Origin of the sequence: Agromyces albus (assembly GCF_030815405.1) — a bacterium.
Classification (GTDB): Bacteria; Actinomycetota; Actinomycetes; order Actinomycetales; family Microbacteriaceae; genus Agromyces; species Agromyces albus_A.
This window is the reverse complement of record NZ_JAUSWX010000001.1, coordinates 2,270,518-2,291,873: the sequence shown is the minus strand read 5'-3', so window position 1 is coordinate 2,291,873 and position 21,356 is coordinate 2,270,518. Positions and strand designations below refer to the sequence as shown.

The following is a 21,356-nucleotide window of genomic DNA, read 5'->3' as shown; positions in this document are numbered from 1 at the left end:
GGGCGGTCCCCGGAGCGAGCCTCACGGCCGTTCCCAGGCGAGCCTCACCGCGCCGAGAGCGGATGCCGCACCGCCGCGCGCCCGACGCGACTACGCTTTCGACATGGCCGAAGCGACCTCCCCGAGCTCCGCATTCGCGATCGCCGTCGCGCAGTTCGCGCCCGGAGCAGACGCCGCTGCGAATCGCGCGGAGATCGCGCGGCTTGCCGAGCTCGCGGCATCCCGTGGCGCCGGGCTCGTCGTCTTCCCCGAGTATTCGAGCTACTTCACGCCCGAGGCGGGCGAGGAGTGGCTCGAGGCATCCGAGCCCGTCGGCGGCCCGTTCACGCAAGCGCTCACGGTGCTCGCCGACCGGCTCGGCGTGCATCTCGTCGCCGGCATGATCGAGCGCCTCGAGGGTGAGCGCCGCGTCGCCAACACCGTGGTGGCCGTCGCTCCCGGCGCCGGCGTCGTCGCGCGCTATCGCAAGCTCCACCTCTACGACGCCTTCGGGCAGCGGGAGTCCGACTGGGTCGCTCCGGGCGACATCGGCGCACCCGAGCTCTTCGAGGCGGGCGGCCTCCGCTTCGGCCTGCAGACGTGCTACGACGCGCGCTTCCCCGAGGTCACCCGTCGCATCGTCGACGCGGGCGCCGACGTCGTGTGCATGCCCGCCGAGTGGGTGCGCGGGCCGCTGAAGGAGGCGCACTGGCGCCTGCTCGCCACGGCACGCGCGCTCGAGAACACGATGTACGTCGCCGCGGCCGACCACGCGCCGCCCATCGGTGCAGGCAACAGCATGATCGTCGACCCCATGGGCGTCGAGCTCGCGACGATCGGCGAGGCGACGGATGTCGCGATCGCCTGGGTTTCGCGTGAGCGCATCGACGCCGTGCGACGCATCAATCCGGCGCTCGAGCTGCGCCGATTCGGCGTCAGCCCGCGCTGAGCGCCGCGAGCCGGGCCGACGCCTCCTCGAGCACGTCGAGTCGCTTGCAGAATGCGAACCGCACGAGGCTGCGGTACGCGCCCTGGCGGTCGGGGTGCACGAACGCCGACACCGGCACGCCGACGACTCCGGCCAGCTCCGGCAGCTGCCGGCAGAGCGCTGCGCCGTCGTCGTGCCCGAGCTGCGCGGCATCCGCGACGATGAAGTAGCCGGCCTCTGGGAGCGACACGTCGAAACCGGCGGCGCTGAGGCCGGCGGCGAGCACGTCGCGCTTGCCGCGCAGGGCTGCGGCGGCATCCGTGAATGACGAATCGGGCAGGCCGAGGCCGACGGCGATCGCCGGCTGGAATGGCGCGCCGTTCACGAAGGTGAGGTACTGCTTCACGGCGAGCACGCTCGTGACGAGCGAGGCCGGCGCGGTGAGCCAGCCGATCTTCCAGCCCGTGGTGCTGAACGTCTTGCCACCCGATGAGATCGAGACGGTGCGCTCGCGTGCACCGGGCAGTGTCGCGATGGGCGTGTGCGCCGCGCCGAACGTGAGGTGCTCGTAGACCTCGTCGGTCACGATGATCGCGTCGTGCCGCGTGGCGAGCTCGACGACGAGCGCGAGGGTATCGGCGTCGAGCACGGTGCCGGTCGGGTTGTGCGGGGAGTTGACGACGATGAGACGCGTGCGGTCGGTGATCGCGGCCCGGAGCTCCTCGGGATCCGGCCTCCAGCCGGGGAAGCGCAGCGGCACGGTGCGATGCACGCCTCCGGCCCGGGCGATGAGCGCCGCATACGCGTCGTAGTACGGCTCGAACGTGACGACCTCGTCACCGGTGTCGACGAGCGCGAGGATCGTGGCGGCGAGCGCCTCGGTCGCGCCGGCGGTCACGAGCACCTCGGATGCCGCGTCGACCTCGAGGCCGTAGAAGCGCCGTTGGTGCGCGGCGATCGCCTCGCGCAGCACCGGAGCCCCGATGCCGGGCGGGTACTGGTTCACGCCGTCGCTGATCGCCTGGCGGGCGGCGTCGAGCACTTCGGCCGGGCCGTCTTCATCGGGGAAGCCCTGGCCGAGGTTGATGGCGCCGGTGCGCACGGCGAGAGCGCTCATCTCGGCGAAGATCGTGGCTGCGATCGTGCCGTCGGCGGCGAGCAGCCCTGCCCCGGCGGCGGTGCGCTGCCAGGGACGGAGACCGGGTGCGGGGGAGAAGTCGCTCACGCTCTCACCGTACGTCAGGGTAGGGCCGGTACGCTGTCGCAGGGCGAGCGTTGAGGCCGCTCCGCGTTGAGATGAATCACTGCTCGTCGATAGCAGGATCACAGACTCCGCCGATCTGGCACACAGCTTGCGGCGGGAGGCTGGCAGCGCTTGGAAGGAGCAGACATGACCGACACCACCAACGGCGCCACGGGGGAGCCCCGCGACGGCGACGTCCCTGAGACCCCCGCTGCATCGGAGTCCGCGGCACCGGAGCAGCACGAGCCCGCGACCGCACCGGCTGCCACCGGCACGGTCTACGAGCCCGGCCAGGAGCCCCAGCCGTACAGCGCGCCGCACCACGAGAGCTCAGCTTCAGCCCAAGCGCCCGCTTCGCCTGCCACGCCCGCTTCGCCTGGCACGCCCGCTTCGCCGGCCGCCCCCGGCGCGCCGACCGCTCCCTCCGGCAGCGCGCACGCGCCGGGCCACGTGCCGCCCGCGTTCGGCGGCCCGCAGCATCCGCAGCACACCCAGCCCACCATGCCGATCGCGGGTGCGCCCGCGCAGGGCACCAACGCCACGGGCGCTCCTGCGGCACCGAAGCAGCGTCGGGTCGGTCTCGGCGTCGCCGCCGCAATCGTGGCCGCCGCGCTCATCGGCGGCGCATCGGGCGCCGGCATCACCGCCCTCATCTCGAACAACGAGGGCGTGGTCTCGAACGACAGTGCCGGTGTCGAGAGCATCGTCGTGAACGACCCGGATTCGGTCAACCAGATCACCGCGGTCGCCGCGAAGGCGAGCGAGAGCGTCGTGACCATCTCGGTCTCGAGCGGCCAGGGCGGCGGCACCGGTTCGGGCATCATCCTCTCCGACGACGGCTTCGTGCTCACGAACACGCACGTGGTCACGCTCGACGGCGCGACCGCCGACCCGGCGATCAAGGTGAAGACGAGCGACGGGCGACTCTTCGATGCCGAGCTCGTGGGCACCGATCCGCTGTCCGACCTCGCGGTCATCAAGCTCGCGGATGCCTCAGACCTCACGCCGCTGAAGTTCGCCGACTCCGACAAGCTCAACGTCGGCGACACGGCGATCGCGATCGGCGCTCCGATGGGCCTCGCGGGCACCGTGACGAACGGCATCGTGAGCGCACTCAATCGCAGCATCGACGTGGCCTCGTCGGCTGCTCCGACGACGCCCGACGATGGCGGCGAGGGTGACGGCGGCCAAGACGGCTCCGAGAGCCCGTTCGACTTCTGGAACTTCGAAGCTCCTGAAGGCGGCGAGCAGCCGCAGCAGCAGGAGCAGGGCCAGATCTCGATCCCGGTCATCCAGACGGATGCCGCCATCAACCCCGGAAACTCGGGCGGCGCGCTCCTCGACTCCGAGGGCAACCTCATCGGCGTCAACGTCGCGATCCTCTCGGCCGGCGGTGCACAGACCGAGGCCGGCAACATCGGCGTCGGGTTCGCCGTTCCTTCGAACCTCGCCGAGCGCGTCGCGAAGGAGATCATCGAGAACGGCTCGGCCACGCACGGCCTGCTCGGCGCCACCGTGACCGCCGCCGAGAGCGACGCCGAGAGCACCACCGTCGGCGCACTCATCTCCGAGGTGAGCTCGGGGGGCGCGGCAGCGAACGCGGGCCTCGAGGCGGGCGACGTCGTCACCGAGTTCAACGGAGTGCCGATCACCGACCAGACCGACCTCACCGCGCAGGTCCGGGCGCTGCCCGGCGGCGCCGAGGCCGAGCTCACCTACCTGCGGGGCGGCGAGTCGCACACCGCGTCGGTCACGCTCGGCACGTTCGAGGGCTGATCTGAGCGGCAGATCTGCCGTGCGGCGGGGCCGGATCCCACGGGGTCCGGCCCCGCCGCACGCGTGCCCTGCGAAGCCCGCCGCGGGGGCTGCTGCTAGGCTCGATCGACCCCAGCGCGAGTGAGGAACATGCCCGAGCAACACCCTGAGGCGGCGACATCGCCGCTCCTCGGCGTCTCCTACGTCATGCCGGTGCTGAACGACGCATCGCACGTGCGGGCGGCGGTGGAGTCGATCCTCGCGCAAGACTACGAGGGCCCCGTCGAGGTGCTCATCGCACTCGGCCCGTCGATCGACGGCACGGCAGGGCTCGTCGCCGACCTCGCCTCGCGCGACGAACGCGTGCGGGTTCTCGAGAACGAGGTGGGCTCGACCCCGGCAGGCCTGAACATCGGCATCCGGGCCGCGCGCTACCCTGTCGTCGTACGCGTCGACGCCCACTCGATGCTGCCCGTCGACTACGCCCGGGTGGCCGTCGAGGTGCTCGAACGCACGGGAGCCGACAACGTCGGCGGCATCATGGCCGCGCATGGCGAGACGCCGTTCGAGCGGGCGGTCGCGATCGCCTACGGCACGAAGGTCGGCCTCGGCGGCACGCCATGGCACGTCGGAGGGCACGAGGGTCCCGCTGAGACCGTGTACCTCGGCGTCTTCCGAACCGCGGCGCTCCGTCGCGTCGGCCTCTTCGACGAGGGCATCAAGCGCGGCCAGGACTGGGAACTGAATCGCCGCCTCCGCGAGACGGGCGGCACCGTCTGGTTCACGCCCCGCCTCAGCGTCACCTACCGTCCCCGGTCGAGCCTCGAGCGGCTCGGGCGCCAGATGTTCTCGACCGGCCTCTGGCGTGGAGAGCTCGCGCGTCGTTTCCCAGCGGCCAACGGCATCCGGTACTTCGTGCCCCCGGTCATGGTGCTCGGCGTCGTCCTCGGACTGGTCGTCGGCGTCGTCGGCATCGTGCAGGCCTCCGCCGGCGGGGCGCCGTGGCTGCTCGCCGGATTCGCCGTGCCGCTCGTCTACCTGCTCTTCGTCGTCGTCGCGACGATCGCCTACGCCCGCGGGCGTGGCGCAGCCACCGCCGCGTGGTTTCTCATAGTGTTGCCCTGCATCCACGTCTCGTGGGGGCTCGGCTTCGTGCTCGGCTATCTCTCGCTGACGAGCAACATCGCAAAGCACACGGGAAGGTGAAGCGGATGTCCCAAGCCAGATCGGGTTCCGCCAGGCCCTCGAGCATCGCAGAGCTCCGCGCCGTCACCCAGCCGCCCGAGGTGCGCAGTCGCCGCAATGCCGAGCACTGGACGGCGTCGCTCTACCTCCGTCAGTTCTCGCCGTACCTCACCTGGCTGCTCCTGAAGACGTCGATCTCGGCGAATGGCGTGACGGGACTCATGATCCTGGTCGGGTGGTCGACCGCGGCCGCGCTGCTCATTCCGGGCATCTGGGGCGCACTGCTCGCGGTCGTGCTCGGCCAGCTGCAGATGCTCGTCGACTGCTGCGACGGCGAGGTCGCGCGCTGGCGTCGCACGTCGTCGCCGGCCGGGGTGTTCCTCGACAAGGTCGGGCACTACACGACCGAGGCCCTCATCCCGATCGCGCTCGGCATCCGGGCGGCGGCATACCCGCTCGAGTTCCCCGCCGACTTCCTCTGGACCACGGTCGGCGCCGTGCTCGCCCTCATCATCGTGCTGAACAAGGCGCTCAATGACATGGTGCACGTGGCACGCGCGAACGCGGGGCTCGCGAAGCTCGCCGACACCCCCGGTGAGACCGCGCCGCGCGGGGGGCTCATCGCCAAGCTCCGCAAGGCCGCGCGCTTCCTGCCGTTCCACCGCCTCTACCACTCGGTCGAGCTCACGCTCATCGCGTTCGCCGCCGCGCTCGTCGGCCTCGTCTTCGGCGAGCCCCTCATCGACCGCATCGTCGTCGCGGCGCTCCTGCCCCTTGCCTTCGTCTCGGTGTTCGGGCACTTCGTGGCGATCATGGCCTCGCGTCGTGTCCGTTCCTGACGGCGCGAACGCGCGGTCGAACGCGGCGGCACAGACGCTGCCGCACGTCGGCGTGGTGGTGCTCACGCAAGGCACCCGGCCCGACGACCTCGCGCGCGGCATCCGGAGCATCCTCGACCAGGAGGGCGTCGTCACCGATGTCGTCTGCGTCGGCAACGGGTGGGACCCCGCCTCGGCAGAGCCGCCGTTGCCGGCCGGGGTGAAGACCCTGCACCTGCCTGAGAACCTCGGCATCCCGGCCGGTCGCAACCGCGGCGTGCCGCTCATCTCGGGCGAGGTGCTGTTCTTTCTCGACGACGACGCGTTCCTGCCGAGCGTTCGCTTCCTGCGAGACGGATGCCGCATGCTCGCCGAGCGCCCCGAGCTCGGCCTCATCCAGCCGCGCGTCGTCGACCCCACCGGTCTCGTGTCGCCACGCCGCTGGATCCCGCGCATCCGCAAGGGCGACCCCACGCACTCGGGCAACGTCTTCTCGTGCTGGGAGGGAGCGGTGCTGCTGCCGCGCGCCGTCTTCGATCAGACCGGCGGGTGGGCCGACCCGTTCTTCTACGCGCACGAGGGCATCGAGCTCGCCTGGCGCGTGTGGGACACGGGCCACATCGCGTGGTACGCGGGCGACCTCGAGGCGGCGCACCCCGTGATCGACCCAGCCCGGCACACCTACTACTACCGGCTGAACGCCCGCAACCGGGTCTGGCTCGCCCGTCGCAACCTCCCGGCGATCCTCGTGCCGCTCTACGTCGGCTCGTGGACCGCGATCCAGGTGCTGCGCTGGCTGCGCAATCCTGCTGCGCTCTCGGCGTGGTTCGCGGGATGGCGTGCCGGCTGGCGGGAGCATCCGGGGGAGCGCCGTCCGCTCTCATGGCGCACGGTCTGGCGGATGACGATCGCCGGTCGCCCGCCGCTCGTCTGAGCCGCCACGGTAACGATCCCCTTTCGGTACCCCCGCGAACGAGGGCTCGCGGCATCCGTCCAGTCGGCCCTCGCTACCCTTGGACCCGTGGCACTGATGAGAGACGCGCGGCGCGCAATCAAGCTGGCGAAAGACGTCATGTGGGCGCGGAGTGCGCGGCGAACGCTCGCGAAGCGGCTCGCCGAGCGCCCGCCGCTCGAACCGCACCACTACCGCGTCGGTGTCTACTTCGCCGACGGCAGGGTCAACCTCTACCAGCTGAGGCAGTGGTACAAGCCGCTCCTCGAGCTCTCGAAGCGGCATCCGGTGCTCATCCTCAGCCGCGCCTCGGGTTCCGCCCTGCAGTTGCTCGACGAGGCGCCGCTGCCCGTCGCCTACGTGCGCCGCGTCGTCGACCTCGAGCACGTCATCCACGAGCAAGACCTCCACGTGGTGTTCTACGTGAACCAGAACGCGAAGAACTTCCAGATGATGCGCTACGGACGCCGCTGGCATGTGTTCATCAACCACGGCGAGTCCGACAAGATGTACATGACCACGAACCAGTTCAAGGCCTACGACTACGCGCTGATCGCGGGCGATGCCGCACGGGCACGGCTCGAGAAGGTGCTGTGGGACTACGACTTCGACAAGCGGGCCATCCCCATCGGCCGCCCGCAGGCCGATCACTACCTCGACGGGTCTCCGCTGCCGTATCCGTCCGATGGGCGCGAGGTCGTGCTCTACGCCCCGACGTGGGAGGGCGACCGCGGGGCCGCCGCCTACGGCTCGATCGCCTCGCACGGCGTCGATCTCGTGCGCGGCCTGCTCGCGACGGGGCGGCACCGGGTGATCTATCGACCCCATCCGCGCTCCGGAGTCGTCGACGCCGAGTACGGGGCCGCCAACCGTGCGATCATCGCGGCGCTCGCCGCGGCCAACGCCGCCGACCCGAGCGCCCACCACATCTACGACAACGGTCCTGAGCTCGGCTGGCAGCTCGCCGCGCCCGACGTCGCGATCGTCGACATCTCGGCGATGGTCTACGACCGGCTGGCGGCAGGCAAGCCCCTGCTGATCACCCGCCCGGCCAATCCCGAGGCGCAGGTCGACACGGGCGGGTACCTGCAGGCCTGCGAGTGGCTCGAGGCGACGGATGCCGAAGCGATGGTCGCGCGCGTCGACGAGGTCACCCACGACGCGGGGGCACTCGCACGACTCGGCGTCTGGGTCGAACGCTACTTCGGCGACACCACCCCCGGGGCGACGACTGCGCGATTCCACGACGCCGTCGACCACCTCATGGACGAGTGGGCGCGCTTCGCCGCCATCCACGCCGGGGAGCCCGAGATCGACGAGTTCGAGGTCGAGGCCGAAGAGGCCGACGACGAGGCCGAGGCGCTCGGCGCATAGCCGCAGCTCGCACTCGAGCAACGTCGGTGGGTTGCGCGAAGATCGCTGTCGTGAACACCGCGACACCGAGCGTCTCTTTCATTCTTGACGTCGTGCACCGCCGATTTTCCGACGGCCGCACGATGGCGACGCATACACGTTACGCGGGCCGCGCGAGCGGCGCTCGAGGGCTACCTTGAGGGCGCGTGCGAGTCGATGCTCGGATCGGAGGAGGCGCTCTTCGTCGCTCTGGAGCGAGACCTCGAGCCGGGCGCCGCAGTGTGCCGGGTCGCCAGCAGCTGTTATCTCCGGCCAATCCTCGCGGGCTTCCTCGTGCCCGCTCATCTCGGCGACCGCATCGGCGCCGCACGCGATCGGATTCGTTTTGCAGACCGCGTCCTCGACCGCGCGCCGCGGGGTGACGATATCTACACGGACATGAAGATGTTTGGTGATTACCTCCGCTCCAAGCGACGCGCCGAGGCATACATCGTGTTCCTCAGCAGCCGAGCGTCCGAGCCGTGGGAGCGCGCCCTGGCAGTGACTTCGCGGGGGTTATGAGGCAGCGTCGTCTCTGATGTCCGGGGTAACCGGGCCTGGAGTCGCGACGTCGGGAGTCGCGACGTCCTCGATCTTGCCGTCCTTGCCGCGCCTTCCGCGGCTCCGCGCCGCACGCCCTGCCGTGGCACGCCCGGCCGCGGCGCGGAGGCCGCGGCTCGTCCCGACGGCGAAGCCGCCCACTGCGGCGCCTGCTCTGGTGACCCCCGACCCTGCGGACCGCACCAACGAGGTGTGCTCGCCCGGCTCGAGCTCGACCGGCATGACCGGTGGCGGTGCGCCGAACGCGAGTCGCGACTGCTGCAGCACCTTGCGGCCGAGGAGGTGGTTGCCCACCCCGCCGATCGCCGCCCCGATGCCGAAGGGAATCGCCTTGCCGATGATGCCGGCGCCGCCTCGCACGGCGAACTGCTTGAGGAATCTGGTGCGGAGCCGGTCGACGACGCCGCCCATGATCGCCTTCGGCATGCTGTTGGTGATGAGCTCTCCCCAGTAGGCGTTCCGCGCGGCTCCCTTCCCGGTCGCCTGGCCCGCGAACTGGCGCACGAGGTCGATGCCCTCGCGGCCGAGCATGAGCGTCATCACGAGGGCGCGCGCTCGGTCGGGGTTCTCGACGGCGATGCCGTGCACCTCGGCGACGGACTGCGCGAAGAGCGCGGTCGCCTCGAGGAATCCGGCGGTCTCCACACCCGACAGCGCGAGCGTGACACCCGTGCCGATGCCGGGGACGACCGCCGTGGCGCCGACCGCGGCGCCGCCGGTCGTGACCGCGGCCAGGTAGCGGCGCTCGAGGATGCGCACGATCTGCTCGGGTGTCGCATTCGGGGATCTCCGGCGGATGCTCCGAAGGTGCGCGACGACGATCGGACGCTGGATGTGGAGCACGGCGTCGATGCTGCGCTCGAACCCGCGGGCGCGTCCGACGTCGCCGGCCGGCCGGGTCGGCGCCGTTGAATCGGGCTGCCCTTCGCGCGGGACATCCGCGCCCAGCGAAGTGATCTTGTGCACGCGTTCGCTCATAGTGGGACGATCTTAGGCGGCGGACCCGTGCGAATGGCGGGGGTTGCGCCGCCGTTCGGGTTCGTGCACGGATCGACTCGTCCTCCACAGGCCGCCGGATTGATTCATTCTCCACAGGTAAAAGCGCTGATCAGCGGAAGAATCGAATGTCGGTGGGTCGTGGTCTGATGGATGTGTGGAAGCAACCGCGCGGCTCGCAGAGGCGCTTGAACGAATCACCGCCTTCGAGCGGTCGATCCGCGCGGCCCAGGCCGAGCAACTCGGTTGGGTTCACGAACTTCGAATCCTGATGCGTGAGGTGGAGTCGCATCCGTCGCGTACCGATCGCGACAACCGGGAATGGGGCGACCGTTCCTGCACCGCCGAACTCGCGACCGCGCTTCGCGTGCACGAACGCACGGCGAGCCGCGTCCTGCGCGAGGCGACTGCCCTGACGGTCGACCTGCCGCTCGCACACGCGGCGCTGGCGACCGGCGAGATCTCGGTCCAACACGCGCGCGACCTCATCGATGCGGTGGCCGCTGCGCCGGCCGATCGAGTCGCCGAGTTCGAGCAGGAGGCCCTCGGCAAGGCCTGCCGTATGACGCCGGTCGGGTTCCGCAAGGCGTTGCAGCGCATGCAGCACCGCTACGACCCGTCGCCCTTCGAGGAACGCAAGCATCGCGCTGTCGAGGAGCGGCGCATCGTCGTCGAGCCCACGGCCGACGGAATGGCGTGGGTCAACCTGTTCTGCGCGGCAGAACATGCGACCGCGATCGCCGCCCGCATCGCTGCGACGACGGTGACGCGAGCCGACGGAGACACGCGCAAGAAGGCGCAGCGCGACGCCGACTGCGCCATCGCCCTCCTCCTCGGGCTCACCGACGCGGCGGCGGCGCCCGAGCACGGCGATCTCGGTGCGGTGCGTGCAACGGTGAACCTCACCATTCCGGTGTTGACGATGCTCGGTCACGGCGACCAGCCGCCGGTCCTCGACGGCTACGGCCCGATCGACATCGAGACGGCCCGTCGGCTCACGGCGCATGCGCCGTCGTTCCGTCCGATTCTCACCGACCCGGTCACGGGCGCGATGCTGCGCTACGGTCGCAGAGCCCGTCGTATCCCGGCCGACCTGGCAGGGTGGCTCCAGATCCGCGACGGCCGCTGCCGATTCCCCGGATGCGAGAAGCGGGCCGCCGGCTGTGATATCGACCACACGCGATCGTGGGAGCACCACGGATGCAGCGACCACGACAATCTCGCCCACCTCTGTCGCAAGCACCACCGGGTGAAGCACCGCACGAGCTGGCAGATGCGCCAGGGCCACGACGGGGCGATCCGGTGGCTGAGCCCAGCTGGCCGTTGGCTCGATTCCCATCCCGAGCATCCCGCGCGTGCCGGGTGACTGACAGTTGCTACGCCTTCGACCCGTGGTCGGCGTTGTAGCGGTCGAGCACCTCGTCGATCGGGGCGTCGAGCACGAGCGCCCCCTTGTCGAGGTAGAGGCCCCGAGTGCAGAACCTCCGCAGGTCGCGTTCGTTGTGCGACACGAAGAAGAGCGTACGGCCGCCCGCGAGGAGCTCATCGATGCGCCGGTAGCACTTCTCGCGGAACCCCTTGTCGCCGACGGCGAGCACTTCGTCGACGAGCATGATGGGCTCCTCGAGCTGCGAGATCACCGCGAACGCGATGCGCACCTTCATGCCGCTCGAGAGGTGCTTGTACGGGGTGTCGAGGAAGTCGCCGATGTCGGCGAACTCGATGATCTCGTCGAACTTCGCGTCGATCTGGGCACCCGTCATACCGTGCAGCCCGGCGGTGAGGTACACGTTGTCGCGTACCGTCAGATCGTCGACGAAGCCACCGGTGATCTCGATGAGCGGAGCGACGCCGCCCGTGACCTCGACGGTGCCCTCGTCGGCGATCATGACGCCCGCGACGAGCTTCAGGAGTGTCGACTTGCCCTGGCCGTTGCGTCCGACCACGCCGATCGCCTCGCCGGGGCGCACATGGATCGACACGTTGCGGAGCGCCCAGAACTCGCCCGGACGGGTACGACGGCGGCGCCCGGCGAGGAGGTCCTTGAAGGTTCGGCGACCGCGACGGTTGCGGCGGAACCGGATGCCCAGCCCCTCGGTGCGGATGGCGGTCTCGGGCGCCGAGACGGCGGTGGTGGCATCCACGTCAGATCTCCTTCAGCACTTGGCGCAGGCTTCCCCGGAAGACCAGCAGCCCGATGGCGAGCAGCGCGACCGACATCGCGGCCGAGATCGCGACGTTGAACCAGTCGAGCTCGTCGGGGAAGAAGCCGGCACGATACAAACCGAAGATGCCCGACAGCGGGTTGAATGCGGCCCAGATGTGCAGCTCGCTCGGCAGGTTCGACACGCCGTAGATGATCGGCGACGCGTAGAACAGGAATCGCAACACGAGCTTCACCGCGCGCTCGAGGTCGCGGAAGAAGACGACGAGCGGGGCGACGATGAGCGCCACGCCAGCAGTGAGGATGGTCTGCAGCAGGATGGCGAGCGGAAAGAGCGCAAGCTCCCACCCGACCGTCGCTCGGAAGACCACTGCGAACAGCACGAGCACCGGGATGGCGAGCAGGAACTCGATGCCCTTCGAGAGCACGATGCGGTTCACCCAGATCGTGCGAGGGATCTTCGTCGACCGCACGAGCTTCGCGTCTTTCAGGAACGCGCGCGTCGAATCCGAGACCGTGCCGTTGAACCACATCCACGGCAGCAGTGCCGAGAGCAGGAACACGATGTAGGGCTCGGTGCCGACGGGTCGCTGGAACACCTGCGTGAAGACGAACCAGTAGATGCCCGCCATCACGAGCGGATCGAGCACCGACCAGACATAGCCGAGCGCCGACGTCGAGTAGCGCACCTTCAGGTCGCGTGTGGTGAGCAACCACAGCGAGTGCCGGTAACGGTGCCACGGCGTTCGCTGCAGTGGATGCGTGTCGGCGTAGCTCATCACGCTCTCATCGTAGATGCCGCACCGCGGTAGGTTTGAAAGCGGACGATCGGCGCGTGCCGAGCCCCGTCGGAAGGAGCGTCGTGCACCGCACCAGCACTCGGGTGATCTTGAGCTGTGCTGCGATCGGCGTCGGCGGAGGGCTGTTCGCGGCCGGGGCGGGCTACCTCGCGGGCCTCGTCGCGGGTCTCGTCCCCATGCTCTACGGGATCACGATCGGTTCGCACTTCCTGCCGAGCGCCGTCGCGCTCGCGCTGCTGAAGCGACCGGGCGTCGCGATCCTCACGGGGTTCATCGCGGGTCTCGTGGGGGCGGCCTTCGCCCCGCAGTGGATCCTTCGCTTCCTCGGTACCGGCCTGCTCGTCGGTGCGCTCCTCGAGCTGCCGTTCTTCGTCACCCGGTACAAGAACTGGTCGCCGGTGCTCTACTACCTCGCCGCCGGAGCCGCCGGTGTGCTCCTCGCCGCCGGAACCTTCGTGGTGCTCGGCCCCGAGCACTACGCCCCATGGTTCTGGGCGCTCTACCTCGCACTGTTCGTGCTCAGCCCGGTGCTCTTCACGTGGCTCGGCCGGGTGATCGCCGTGTCGCTCTCGAGGGCCGGCGTCGCGCGGGCGCTCACGTGAGCCGCCGCAAACGCTGAGATGCACCGGCGCTGAGATGCGAAGAGCGGATGCCGCGAGGCATCCGCTCTTCACTGCTGTGCTGCTGCGATGCAGCGCCGACGTGACTACACGAAGTGGTTCGCGCGCTCCAGGTCTTCGGCGAAGTCGATCTCGACCGCGTAGAGGTCGGAGATGTCCATGGGCTCGACGAGCAGGCCGTTCTGCTCGATCGCGAGCTCGAGGCCACGCTCGAAGTAGTCCTGGTCGCCGACGCGAGCGAGGTGTGCGAGGAGCACGGCCTTGTCGCGGCTCGAGATGTAGTTGATGCCGACGGCCTCGCCGAGCCCGCCCTTGACGGTCTTGGAGAGCTCCTTGATGTAGCCCTCGGCGCTCGTCGTGTACTTGACCTCTTCGTCGGACACCTTCGAGGTGTTGACGGTCACGAACGACTGGTCGCGTGCGATGAACGGCAGTGCACGGTCGAGGATGCGCGGGTCGAAGACCACGTCGCCGTTCATCCAGAGCACTCCGCCGGCCTGCGACGCCTGCAGGGCGCGCATCAGGCTCTTGGAGGTGTTGGTCTGGTCGTATTCCTCGTTGTAGACGAACGACGCCTGCGGGAATGCCTCGATGATGTGCTCGAGCTTGTAGCCGACGACGATCGTGACGCTGGCGTTGCGGCCGAACGCGTGCTCGATGTTGTCGAACTGCTGGCCCATGATCGTGCGGCCGTCGCTGAGCTCGGTGAGGGGCTTGGGGAGGGACCGCCCGAGCCGGCTCCCCATGCCGGCCGCGAGAATCACGATCTGGGTGTTCACTGCATCTCCTTCGGTGGGTCGGATGCCGTGAGCAGCGACACCCATCGCAGGGTGTTCGCCGCAAATTCATCCGGAAGTTCACATATGGACACGCCGTTATGCCGGAGTTCAGGATACCGGGATGGCGTCACCCCCACCACGGGGGAGGGACGTCGTGTCAGGATCGTGATGCGACGTTCAGGGTATTTCCAGCTTCGCGGACCGCGGGATGAGGCCCGAATGAGCGTTGCGAGAGCCGTCTTGGTAGGTTGGCTTGGTGACTTCCGTTTCGCGCTCCAACCAAGACGACGAAGCAGCCGAGGGCACCGGCACGGGGGTGCCTGAAACAGGGGAGTCCCCGACGGGCGCGGCGGCTGAAACCTCGTCGACCCCGGCGCCATCGGGTGCGACGAAGAGCGCAGCCGAAGTGAGGTCGGCGGCGAAATCGAGAGCTGCGAGGCCGGCAGCGAAGTCGGCGGCAGCGAAGGCGGCCGCCGACGAGCAGGCTGCGCTGGAGCAGGCTGACGTGCGGGCCGAAGACGTGAAGCCGGCAGCGACGAAGCCCGCAGCCACGAAGCGGGCGAGGTCGACGGCGGCGAAGTCGACGGCTGCGAAGTCCGCAACGGCCAAGTCGACTGCAGCGGGGACGACCGCCGCGAAGTCGAGCGCGGCGCGGAGTGGTGCTTCGAAGCCCGCCCCGAGGAAGCCGGCCGCGACGGCGGCGGCGGAGGGTGAGACGAAGCAGCCCGCACCCTCGAAGCGTACCGCGGCGTCGCGCGCTGCGTCGGCGGATGCCACGGCAGCGCGAGGCGAGGCGGCGAAGTCCACGCGCACGCCGCGGGCCACGTCGGAGAAGGGGGCGGCAGCATCCACTGCGCGGAGCCGCGCCGCAGCGGCGGCGAGTAGCCAGCGCCAGGCATTGCGCGTGGCGGCCTCGCTCACGACCGAGACGACGGCGGCAGAACGATCGCCCCGTAAGCCCACCGAGGAGTCGCCCTCCGTGGAGGTCGCCACTCCGCCGACCGCCGAGCCGCCCGCCGTGCGATCCGAGATCGACGAAGAGACGGTCGAGCGCGCGCCCTCACGTGCGGCTGCCGAGGTGACCGAGCCGGTCAGGGCGATTCCGCAGCCCGAGGCAAGCTCCGGAGCCGCGATCATCGAGCCCGCGACATCCGCAGAGGTGCCGGCCGCTGAGGTGCCAGCCGCTGAGCTGCCGGCGGCTGAGGTGCCGGCGGCTGAGGTGCCGGCCGCTGAGGTGCCGACTGCCGAGGTGCCGGCCGCCGCCGCACAGGCCGTCGCCGTCATCCCCGTGCCGAAGAAGCCGACACCACGCAAGAAGCGCACACTGCGCGTCGCGCGTCCGGCTCCTCCCGCCGATGCGCCTCGCGTGCTCGCGATCGATGGCCTCGTCAAGCGTTTCGGCCCGAACACCGCGGTCGACGGCATCTCGCTCGACGTGCGCGCCGGATCGTTCTTCGGCCTCGTCGGGCCGAACGGCGCGGGCAAGACCACCACGCTGTCGATGGTCACGGGATTGCTCAGGCCCGACGCGGGCACGGTGCGCATCCACAACATCGATGCGTGGGACAACCCTCGGGCCGCCAAGCGGGCCACCGGCGTGCTGCCCGACCGCCTGCGCCTCTTCGACCGCCTGACGGGAGCCCAGCTCCTCTACTACTCGGGCGTGCTCCGGGGGCTCGACAACCGCACGGTGCGTGAACGGAGCGCCGACCTCATCGCGGCCTTCGGGCTCGACGACGCCGTCGACCGCCTCGTCGCCGACTACTCCGCGGGCATGACGAAAAAGATCGCCCTCGCGTGCGCGATGATCCACTCGCCGCGCCTGCTCGTGCTCGATGAGCCGTTCGAATCGGTCGACCCCGTGTCGGCCGCGAACCTCACCGACATCCTCGAGCGGTACGTCGCGGGTGGCGGCACGGTCGTGCTCTCGAGCCACGGCATGGACCTCATCGAGCGGGTCTGCGACTCGGCAGCGATCATCGTCGCAGGGCAGGTGCTCGCCGCGGGCACCCTCGACGAGGTGCGTGCCGGCCAGACCCTCGAAGACCGATTCGTCGAACTGGCAGGCGGACGCAAGGCAGCGGAGGGCATGGAATGGTTGCACAGTTTCTCCGACTGAAACTGCGCCTGCTCGCGAACATCTTCCGGCGGAGCCCCTGGCAAGTCGTGGGCATCGTCGTCGGGCTCATCTACGGGCTCGGTGTGGCCGTGCTGCTCTTCACGGCGCTCGTCGGCTTGCGCTTCGTGGGCGACGTCGAGGTGATCCGCGACGCGTTCACGGTCGCCGGGGCCGCGACGATCATCGGATTCATCGTGTTCCCGCTCGTGTTCGGAGTCGATGACACGATGGACCCGAGGCGGTTCGCGCTCTTCGGGGTGCCCAACCACACGCTCGCATTCGGTCTCGCAGTCGCAGCGGTGGTGGGCATTCCCGCCTTCGTGCTCGCGATCGTGCTGCTCGGCACGGTGTTCACGTGGTCGCGCGGGCCCGCCGAGCTCCTGCTCGCGATCATCGCAGCGGCGATGGCATTCGCCACGTGCATCCTGATCGCCCGCGTCGCAACGGGGCTCGCATCGCTCCTGCTCGCCACTCGCCGTGCCCGCGAGCTCATGGGGGTGCTCGGCATCCTGCTCATCGTGATGCTCTCGCCGATCCTCGTCGTGCTCGTGACGGCGGACTGGGCGAGCTCGGGCCTCGGGGTGCTCGAGTCGATCGCCGGCGTGCTCGGGTGGACGCCCCTCGGCGCCGTGTTCGCGATTCCCGGCGACGCTGCAGCGGGCGACTGGGGTGCAGCGATCCTGAAGCTCCTGATCGCCGCGGCGACCGTCGGCGCGATCTGGCTCGGGTGGCAGGCGCTCGTCGCGCGCATGCTCGTGACGCCGGGTCGCGAAGCATCCGCGAAGAGCTACCGCGGACTCGGCTGGTTCGACCGGATGCCGCACGGTGCCACCGGCGCGGTCGCCGCCCGCAGCCTCACCTACTGGTTCCGCGACGCGCGCTACTGGGTGTCGCTCGTGATGGTGCCGATCGCGCCCGTGTTCGTGATGGTGCCGCTCAGCCTCGCCGGCATCCCGCTCATCTACGTCGCGCTCATTCCGGTGCCGCTCATGTGCCTGTTCCTCGGCTGGAGCCTCCACAACGACACCGCCTACGACAGCACCGCGGTCTGGCTGCACGTGGCCTCGGGCGTGCGGGGGGCGGCAGATCGCGCGGGGCGCATCGTGCCGGTGCTCATCGGGGGCGTGCTCGTCATCGGACTCGGAAGTGCCGTCACGGTGTTCGTGCTCAACGACTGGCGGCTGCTCCCGTCGGTTCTCGGCGTCAGCACGGCCCTGCTCTTTGCGGGACTCGGGCTCGGCTCATTCACGTCGGCGCGATTGCCGTATCCGGCGGTCAAGCCCGGTGACAGCCCCTTCCAGGCGCCCCAGTCGACAGGGACCATCACCGCACTCGTCCAAACCGTCACGATGTTCGGTTCACTGCTCATCGCGTCGCCTGCCGTCGTCTTCGCCGGTCTCGGGATCCTCGTCGACCCGGCCTGGTTCACGGCATCGTTCGTATCCGGCGTCGGCCTCGGGCTCCTCGCGCTCGTGTTGGGTATCTGGGGTGGCGGTCGCGTCTTCGAGCGTCGCGGCCCTGAGATCCTCGCGGCCGCCCTGCGTGCGTAGGATGTCGCGGCCGAGGCCGAGGTGGCGGGTTCGTTGCGTAGAATCGAAGGCATGATTCGACCCGTGCACGCGAGCATCGCCGATCCGGATGCCCCCGGCGGCGGCACCTCGGTCCTCGACCGCGAACTCGAGGAGCTCCTCGAGAAGGAGACCATCGAGCCGGGTGACCATGAGCGCTTCTCGCACTACGTGAAGAAGGAGCAGATCCTCGAGTCGGCGATGACCGGCAAGCCGGTGCGTGCGCTGTGCGGCAAGAAGTGGACGCCCGGGCGCGATCCCGAGAAGTTCCCGGTGTGCCCGTCGTGCAAGGCGATCTACGAGCGGCTCAAGTCCGAGTGATGCCCGGCGCGCGTCAGCGGTAGACCGTGGGAATCACGGCATCGCCGCGCCCGAGTCGGAACGCGTCGATGGGCAGCTCCTGCATGACCTCGGCGCGATGCGATCGCGCGGCATCCGTGCCGGCCTTGCCGAGGTAGGCCGGATCGGCCGTGCCGCCCGTCATGAACCGCACCATGAGCGGACGAAGCGACGAGCCGGCCTCGAACTCGGCCTCCCCGTCGGGACCGTCGCCGACGTACACCATCTCTTCGCGGGCGGTTCGAGTGGAATCGAGCCGTCGCGCGGCGTTCTTGCGGCCCCCGACGCTCAGCTTCTGGGTCGACGACTTCGCCACGGCCACCCATTCGCCGGCGCCGTCGCGCCGCGCGACGAGCTTGAAGACCATTCCCGCCGCCGGGAAGCCCGAGCCGGTGACAACGGCTGTGCCGACGCCGTAGGAGTCGACGGGTGCTGCCGAGAGGGCCGCGATCATGAACTCGTCGAGGTCGCTCGTGACGGTGATCTTCGTGTCGACGGCGCCGAGGTCGTCGAGCTGCTCGCGCACCGCGGCGACGACCGTGGGCAGGTCACCGGAGTCGATGCGAACGGCACCGAGGCCGATCCCGGCGATCCGCACGGCGCGGTCGACACCCTCGGCGATGTCGTACGTGTCGACGAGCAGGGTGGTCTTCGGGCCGAACGCGTTGACTTGGGCCCGGAACGCGTCTTCCTCTGAGTCATGCAGCAGCGTGAAGGCGTGTGCCGCCGTGCCCATCGTGGGGATGCCCCACGTGCGGCCGGCCTCGAGGTTGCTCGTGGCATCGAAGCCGGCGATGTAGGCGGCGCGCGCCGCTGCGATCGCGGCGTGTTCGCTCGTGCGGCGAGAGCCCATCTCGACGACGGGCCGGCCGAGCGCGACCGAGACCATGCGCGCCGCGGCGCTCGCTACCGACGAGTCGTAGTTGAGGGTCGACAGCACGAGCGTCTCGAGCATCACCGCTTCGGCGAATGTCGACTGGATCGTCAGCAAGGGGGAACCGGGGAAGTACGCCTCGCCCTCGCGGTATCCCCAGATGTCGCCCGAGAATCGGTAGTCGGCGAGCCAGTCGATCGTCGCAGGCCGCACGATCTCGTGGTCGCGCAGCCACTCGAGCTCGGCCTCGGCGAATCGGAACTGATCGATGAGCTCGAGCAGGCGGCCGGTGCCGGCGACGATGCCATAGCGGCGTCCGTCGGGCAGTCGCCTCGCGAACGCCTCGAAGAGGCTCTCTCGGTGCGCGGTGCCGTCGAGCAGTGCGGCGTCCACCATCGTCAGTTCGTAGCGGTCGGTGAAGAGCGCAGCAGACCCGGTCACACGGTCAGCCTATCGGTGACACCTCGGCCAGTCGGCGACGTGCAGGCGGTGCTGCAGAGGCGGTGCCGCGGCCGACGGCGATGGCGTTCCCGGCGGTGATGAGCACGAGGCCGGCGATCTGCCACGCCCCGAGCGTCTGGCCCAGCACCACGAGGCCCGCGACCGCGGCGGCGGCCGGATGCACGCTCTGCAGCACGCCGAAGAGCTGACGAGGAAGGCGTCGGAGCACGAGGAGGTCGATCGAGTAGGGGAGCGCGGAGGACAGGATGCCGGCGGCGAGGCCGACGACGGCGACGCGGAGGAGCTCGTGCGGGTCGAGCCCGACGAGGACGATGACGAGGATCGGCGAGGTGAGGATCGCGGCGACGACGCTCGCGATCGCCGTGCTCTGGACGCCGGGGAGACTGCGTCCGGCACGCTGGCTCAACAGGATGTAGGCCGCCCAAGCCGCGCCCGCCGCGAGGCCGAGGAGGATGCCCACGACGTCGAGCCCCGGCACGGTGCCGGTGAGGAGCACGACCCCGATCCCGGCGATGACGGCGCACACCAGGTCGAACCGCCGCCGAGAACCGAGGAGCGCGACGGCGAGCGGGCCGAGGAACTCGAGGGTCACCGCGAGTCCGAGGCCGGTCCGCTCCACGGCGCCGTACAGGGTGAGGTTCATCACGACGAGCACGAGCCCGAGCAGGATGGCGGGTCGCACGGTCGACCAGCTCAGATTGCGAAGTCGGGGCCGAGCGACGGCGAGCAGCGCGATCGCCGCGACGGCCTGCCGGAGCGCGACGACGCCGGCGGGCCCGACGAGCGGGAAGATCGTCGCGCCGATCGCCGCGCCGACCTGCACCGAAACGGCGCCGCCGACGGCAGCACCCGCTGCGATCCGTTCCCGTGCCATACCCTCACGCTACGTCGTCATTGGTGCAGCGAGAAATACAATCCGCGTCGATTGATACGCTGTTCACATGAGTCTTGACCTTCGGCAGTTGCGGGTGCTCGTCGCGGTCGACGACGAGCGGTCGTTCACGGCGGCCGCCGATCTGCTCGGGATGTCGCAAGCGAGCGTCTCCCGGTCGCTCGCGTCGCTCGAGCACGAGCTCGGAGCGCCGCTCATGCACCGCACGACCCGTCGCGTGGAGCCCACCGACGCCGGCATCGCCTTCACGGCCACGGCTCGGCGCGTGCTCGCCGAGCTCGACCGCGCGGTGACCGAGGCGCGCGGGGAGCGCTCCGTCGTGCGCATCGGGTACGCCTGGGCCGCGCTCGGCGCGCACACCACGCCCGTGCTCCGCGAGTGGAATCGTGCGCATCCGGCGACGCCCATGCGGCTCGTGCGCCTCAACCGGCGGGATGCCGGCCTCGTCGACGGCCTCGTCGACCTCGCGGTGGTGCGGCATCCGGTGGAACGGTCCGATCTCGACTCCGAGCTTGTCGGCGTCGAACCGCGCGTGGCCGTGCTGCCCGTCGACCATCCCCTCGCTGATCGCGATGCGGTCGGTCTTGCCGAGCTGGTGCCGTTCCTCGTCGCCGTCGATCGGCACACGGGGACGACGAGCCCGGCCCTCTGGTCGTCGGCTGGGCTCGAGGCGCCGCCGATGACCCAGACGGGCGATGTCGAGGAATGGCTCGACCTCATCGCTGCGGGCGACGCGATCGGCGTCACCGCCGAGGCGACGGCCCATCAGTCGCCCCGTCCGGGCGTCGTCTTCGTGCACATTCACGACGCGCCGCCGATCGAGGTGCACCTCGCGTGGCACCGTCAGTACCGGCATCCGGAGGCCACGAAGGTCGCTCGTGCCATCCGCGCCGCCTACGACGGCGCCGCCCTCACCTAAGCTTGGATGTC

At 70.0% G+C, this 21,356-nt stretch carries 21 protein-coding genes; 13 read left to right on the top strand and 8 right to left on the bottom strand.

Features of this window, described 5'->3' with window-relative positions; genetic code table 11:
* Positions 1-103: 103 nt before the first annotated feature.
* Positions 104-928 (top strand): carbon-nitrogen hydrolase family protein, encoded by an 825-nt coding sequence (locus tag QFZ29_RS10735; protein ID WP_306894104.1) that lies wholly within the window; start codon positions 104-106, stop codon positions 926-928.
* On the opposite strand, the gene QFZ29_RS10730 is transcribed toward QFZ29_RS10735, so the two are convergent.
* Positions 915-2,132 carry an aminotransferase class I/II-fold pyridoxal phosphate-dependent enzyme gene (locus QFZ29_RS10730; protein ID WP_306894103.1) on the bottom strand — a complete coding sequence of 406 codons (1,218 nt, stop codon included), beginning with the start codon at positions 2,130-2,132 and terminating at the stop codon, positions 915-917. The genes QFZ29_RS10735 and QFZ29_RS10730 overlap by 14 nt on opposite strands.
* 165 nt (positions 2,133-2,297) lie before the next feature.
* Between QFZ29_RS10730 and QFZ29_RS10725 the strand changes: the two genes are divergently transcribed.
* The 6 genes from QFZ29_RS10725 to QFZ29_RS10700 all read left to right on the top strand — a co-directional run bounded on the left by QFZ29_RS10725 (position 2,298) and on the right by QFZ29_RS10700 (position 8,774).
* Complete coding sequence (locus QFZ29_RS10725) at positions 2,298-3,926, top strand: S1C family serine protease (protein ID WP_306894102.1); 1,629 nt, start codon at positions 2,298-2,300, stop codon at positions 3,924-3,926.
* Positions 3,927-4,055: 129 nt separating this feature from the next.
* On the top strand, positions 4,056-5,111 hold the full coding sequence (locus QFZ29_RS10720; protein ID WP_306894101.1) for a glycosyltransferase family 2 protein: 1,056 nt from the start codon (positions 4,056-4,058) through the stop codon (positions 5,109-5,111).
* Positions 5,112-5,116: 5 nt separating this feature from the next.
* Positions 5,117-5,929, top strand: coding sequence for a CDP-alcohol phosphatidyltransferase family protein (locus QFZ29_RS10715; RefSeq protein WP_306894100.1), 813 nt, complete (start codon positions 5,117-5,119; stop codon positions 5,927-5,929).
* Complete coding sequence (locus QFZ29_RS10710) at positions 5,916-6,842, top strand: glycosyltransferase family 2 protein (RefSeq protein ID WP_306894099.1); 927 nt, start codon at positions 5,916-5,918, stop codon at positions 6,840-6,842. Before QFZ29_RS10715 ends, QFZ29_RS10710 begins: the two co-directional genes overlap by 14 nt.
* 87 nt (positions 6,843-6,929) lie before the next feature.
* On the top strand, positions 6,930-8,234 hold the full coding sequence (locus tag QFZ29_RS10705) for a hypothetical protein (RefSeq protein ID WP_306894098.1): 1,305 nt from the start codon (positions 6,930-6,932) through the stop codon (positions 8,232-8,234).
* Between the two features lie 84 nt (positions 8,235-8,318).
* Positions 8,319-8,774 (top strand): hypothetical protein, encoded by a 456-nt coding sequence (locus QFZ29_RS10700; RefSeq protein WP_306894097.1) that lies wholly within the window; start codon positions 8,319-8,321, stop codon positions 8,772-8,774.
* Here the strand turns inward: QFZ29_RS10700 and QFZ29_RS10695 are convergent.
* On the bottom strand, positions 8,769-9,791 hold the full coding sequence (locus QFZ29_RS10695) for a hypothetical protein (RefSeq protein ID WP_306894096.1): 1,023 nt from the start codon (positions 9,789-9,791) through the stop codon (positions 8,769-8,771). The genes QFZ29_RS10700 and QFZ29_RS10695 overlap by 6 nt on opposite strands.
* 175 nt (positions 9,792-9,966) lie before the next feature.
* Here QFZ29_RS10695 and QFZ29_RS10690 point away from each other — a divergent pair, with 175 nt between their 5' ends.
* Entirely contained in the window at positions 9,967-11,175 is a 1,209-nt protein-coding gene (locus QFZ29_RS10690) for an HNH endonuclease signature motif containing protein (RefSeq protein ID WP_306894095.1), read from the top strand.
* Positions 11,176-11,185: 10 nt separating this feature from the next.
* On the opposite strand, the gene QFZ29_RS10685 is transcribed toward QFZ29_RS10690, so the two are convergent.
* Complete coding sequence (locus tag QFZ29_RS10685; protein WP_306894094.1) at positions 11,186-11,953, bottom strand: ABC transporter ATP-binding protein; 768 nt, start codon at positions 11,951-11,953, stop codon at positions 11,186-11,188.
* 1 nt (position 11,954) lies between these two features.
* Positions 11,955-12,752, bottom strand: a complete 798-nt coding sequence (locus QFZ29_RS10680) for an ABC transporter permease (protein WP_306896690.1) — start codon at positions 12,750-12,752, stop codon at positions 11,955-11,957.
* A gap of 83 nt (positions 12,753-12,835) precedes the next feature.
* Here QFZ29_RS10680 and QFZ29_RS10675 point away from each other — a divergent pair, with 83 nt between their 5' ends.
* Positions 12,836-13,375: an ECF transporter S component gene (locus QFZ29_RS10675; RefSeq protein ID WP_306894093.1), complete on the top strand. Its 540-nt coding sequence runs from the start codon at positions 12,836-12,838 to the stop codon at positions 13,373-13,375.
* Between the two features lie 104 nt (positions 13,376-13,479).
* On the opposite strand, the gene QFZ29_RS10670 is transcribed toward QFZ29_RS10675, so the two are convergent.
* Positions 13,480-14,172, bottom strand: a complete 693-nt coding sequence (locus tag QFZ29_RS10670) for a phosphocholine cytidylyltransferase family protein (RefSeq protein ID WP_306894092.1) — start codon at positions 14,170-14,172, stop codon at positions 13,480-13,482.
* Between the two features lie 177 nt (positions 14,173-14,349).
* Positions 14,350-15,165, bottom strand: coding sequence for a hypothetical protein (locus tag QFZ29_RS10665; protein WP_306894091.1), 816 nt, complete (start codon positions 15,163-15,165; stop codon positions 14,350-14,352).
* Between QFZ29_RS10665 and QFZ29_RS10660 the strand changes: the two genes are divergently transcribed.
* From QFZ29_RS10660 to QFZ29_RS10650, 3 genes are read left to right on the top strand one after another with little or no spacing between them, the layout of a single operon-like run.
* Positions 15,152-16,291, top strand: a complete 1,140-nt coding sequence (locus QFZ29_RS10660; RefSeq protein WP_306894090.1) for an ABC transporter ATP-binding protein — start codon at positions 15,152-15,154, stop codon at positions 16,289-16,291. The two genes, QFZ29_RS10665 and QFZ29_RS10660, sit on opposite strands and share 14 nt — an antisense overlap.
* Positions 16,267-17,841 carry a hypothetical protein gene (locus QFZ29_RS10655; RefSeq protein ID WP_306894089.1) on the top strand — a complete coding sequence of 525 codons (1,575 nt, stop codon included), beginning with the start codon at positions 16,267-16,269 and terminating at the stop codon, positions 17,839-17,841. The genes QFZ29_RS10660 and QFZ29_RS10655 overlap by 25 nt, the downstream gene beginning before the upstream one ends.
* A gap of 51 nt (positions 17,842-17,892) precedes the next feature.
* The gene (locus QFZ29_RS10650; RefSeq protein ID WP_129521287.1) at positions 17,893-18,180 is read left to right on the top strand and encodes a DUF3039 domain-containing protein; all 288 of its coding nucleotides are present in this window, start codon (positions 17,893-17,895) and stop codon (positions 18,178-18,180) included.
* Positions 18,181-18,193: 13 nt separating this feature from the next.
* On the opposite strand, the gene QFZ29_RS10645 is transcribed toward QFZ29_RS10650, so the two are convergent.
* Positions 18,194-19,513 (bottom strand): nicotinate phosphoribosyltransferase, encoded by a 1,320-nt coding sequence (locus tag QFZ29_RS10645; protein WP_306894088.1) that lies wholly within the window; start codon positions 19,511-19,513, stop codon positions 18,194-18,196.
* A 4-nt stretch (positions 19,514-19,517) separates the two neighbouring features.
* Positions 19,518-20,408, bottom strand: coding sequence for an EamA family transporter (locus tag QFZ29_RS10640; RefSeq protein ID WP_306894087.1), 891 nt, complete (start codon positions 20,406-20,408; stop codon positions 19,518-19,520).
* Between the two features lie 67 nt (positions 20,409-20,475).
* Between QFZ29_RS10640 and QFZ29_RS10635 the strand changes: the two genes are divergently transcribed.
* On the top strand, positions 20,476-21,345 hold the full coding sequence (locus QFZ29_RS10635) for a LysR family transcriptional regulator (RefSeq protein WP_306894086.1): 870 nt from the start codon (positions 20,476-20,478) through the stop codon (positions 21,343-21,345).
* Positions 21,346-21,356: the final 11 nt, after the last annotated feature.

What these genes read in the sequence shown, in the direction of transcription:
- QFZ29_RS10720 (WP_306894101.1), top strand. Translation starts at nt 4,056, where the DNA reads ATGCCCGAGCAACACCCTGAGGCGGCGACATCGCCGCTCCTCGGCGTC.
- QFZ29_RS10635 (WP_306894086.1), top strand. Translation starts at nt 20,476, where the DNA reads ATGAGTCTTGACCTTCGGCAGTTGCGGGTGCTCGTCGCGGTCGACGAC.
- QFZ29_RS10655 (WP_306894089.1), top strand. Translation starts at nt 16,267, where the DNA reads ATGGTTGCACAGTTTCTCCGACTGAAACTGCGCCTGCTCGCGAACATC.
- QFZ29_RS10735 (WP_306894104.1), top strand. Translation starts at nt 104, where the DNA reads ATGGCCGAAGCGACCTCCCCGAGCTCCGCATTCGCGATCGCCGTCGCG.
- QFZ29_RS10640 (WP_306894087.1), bottom strand. Translation starts at nt 20,408, where the DNA reads ATGGCACGGGAACGGATCGCAGCGGGTGCTGCCGTCGGCGGCGCCGTT.
- QFZ29_RS10695 (WP_306894096.1), bottom strand. Translation starts at nt 9,791, where the DNA reads ATGAGCGAACGCGTGCACAAGATCACTTCGCTGGGCGCGGATGTCCCG.
- QFZ29_RS10725 (WP_306894102.1), top strand. Translation starts at nt 2,298, where the DNA reads ATGACCGACACCACCAACGGCGCCACGGGGGAGCCCCGCGACGGCGAC.
- QFZ29_RS10650 (WP_129521287.1), top strand. Translation starts at nt 17,893, where the DNA reads ATGATTCGACCCGTGCACGCGAGCATCGCCGATCCGGATGCCCCCGGC.
- QFZ29_RS10680 (WP_306896690.1), bottom strand. Translation starts at nt 12,752, where the DNA reads ATGAGCTACGCCGACACGCATCCACTGCAGCGAACGCCGTGGCACCGT.
- QFZ29_RS10715 (WP_306894100.1), top strand. Translation starts at nt 5,117, where the DNA reads ATGTCCCAAGCCAGATCGGGTTCCGCCAGGCCCTCGAGCATCGCAGAG.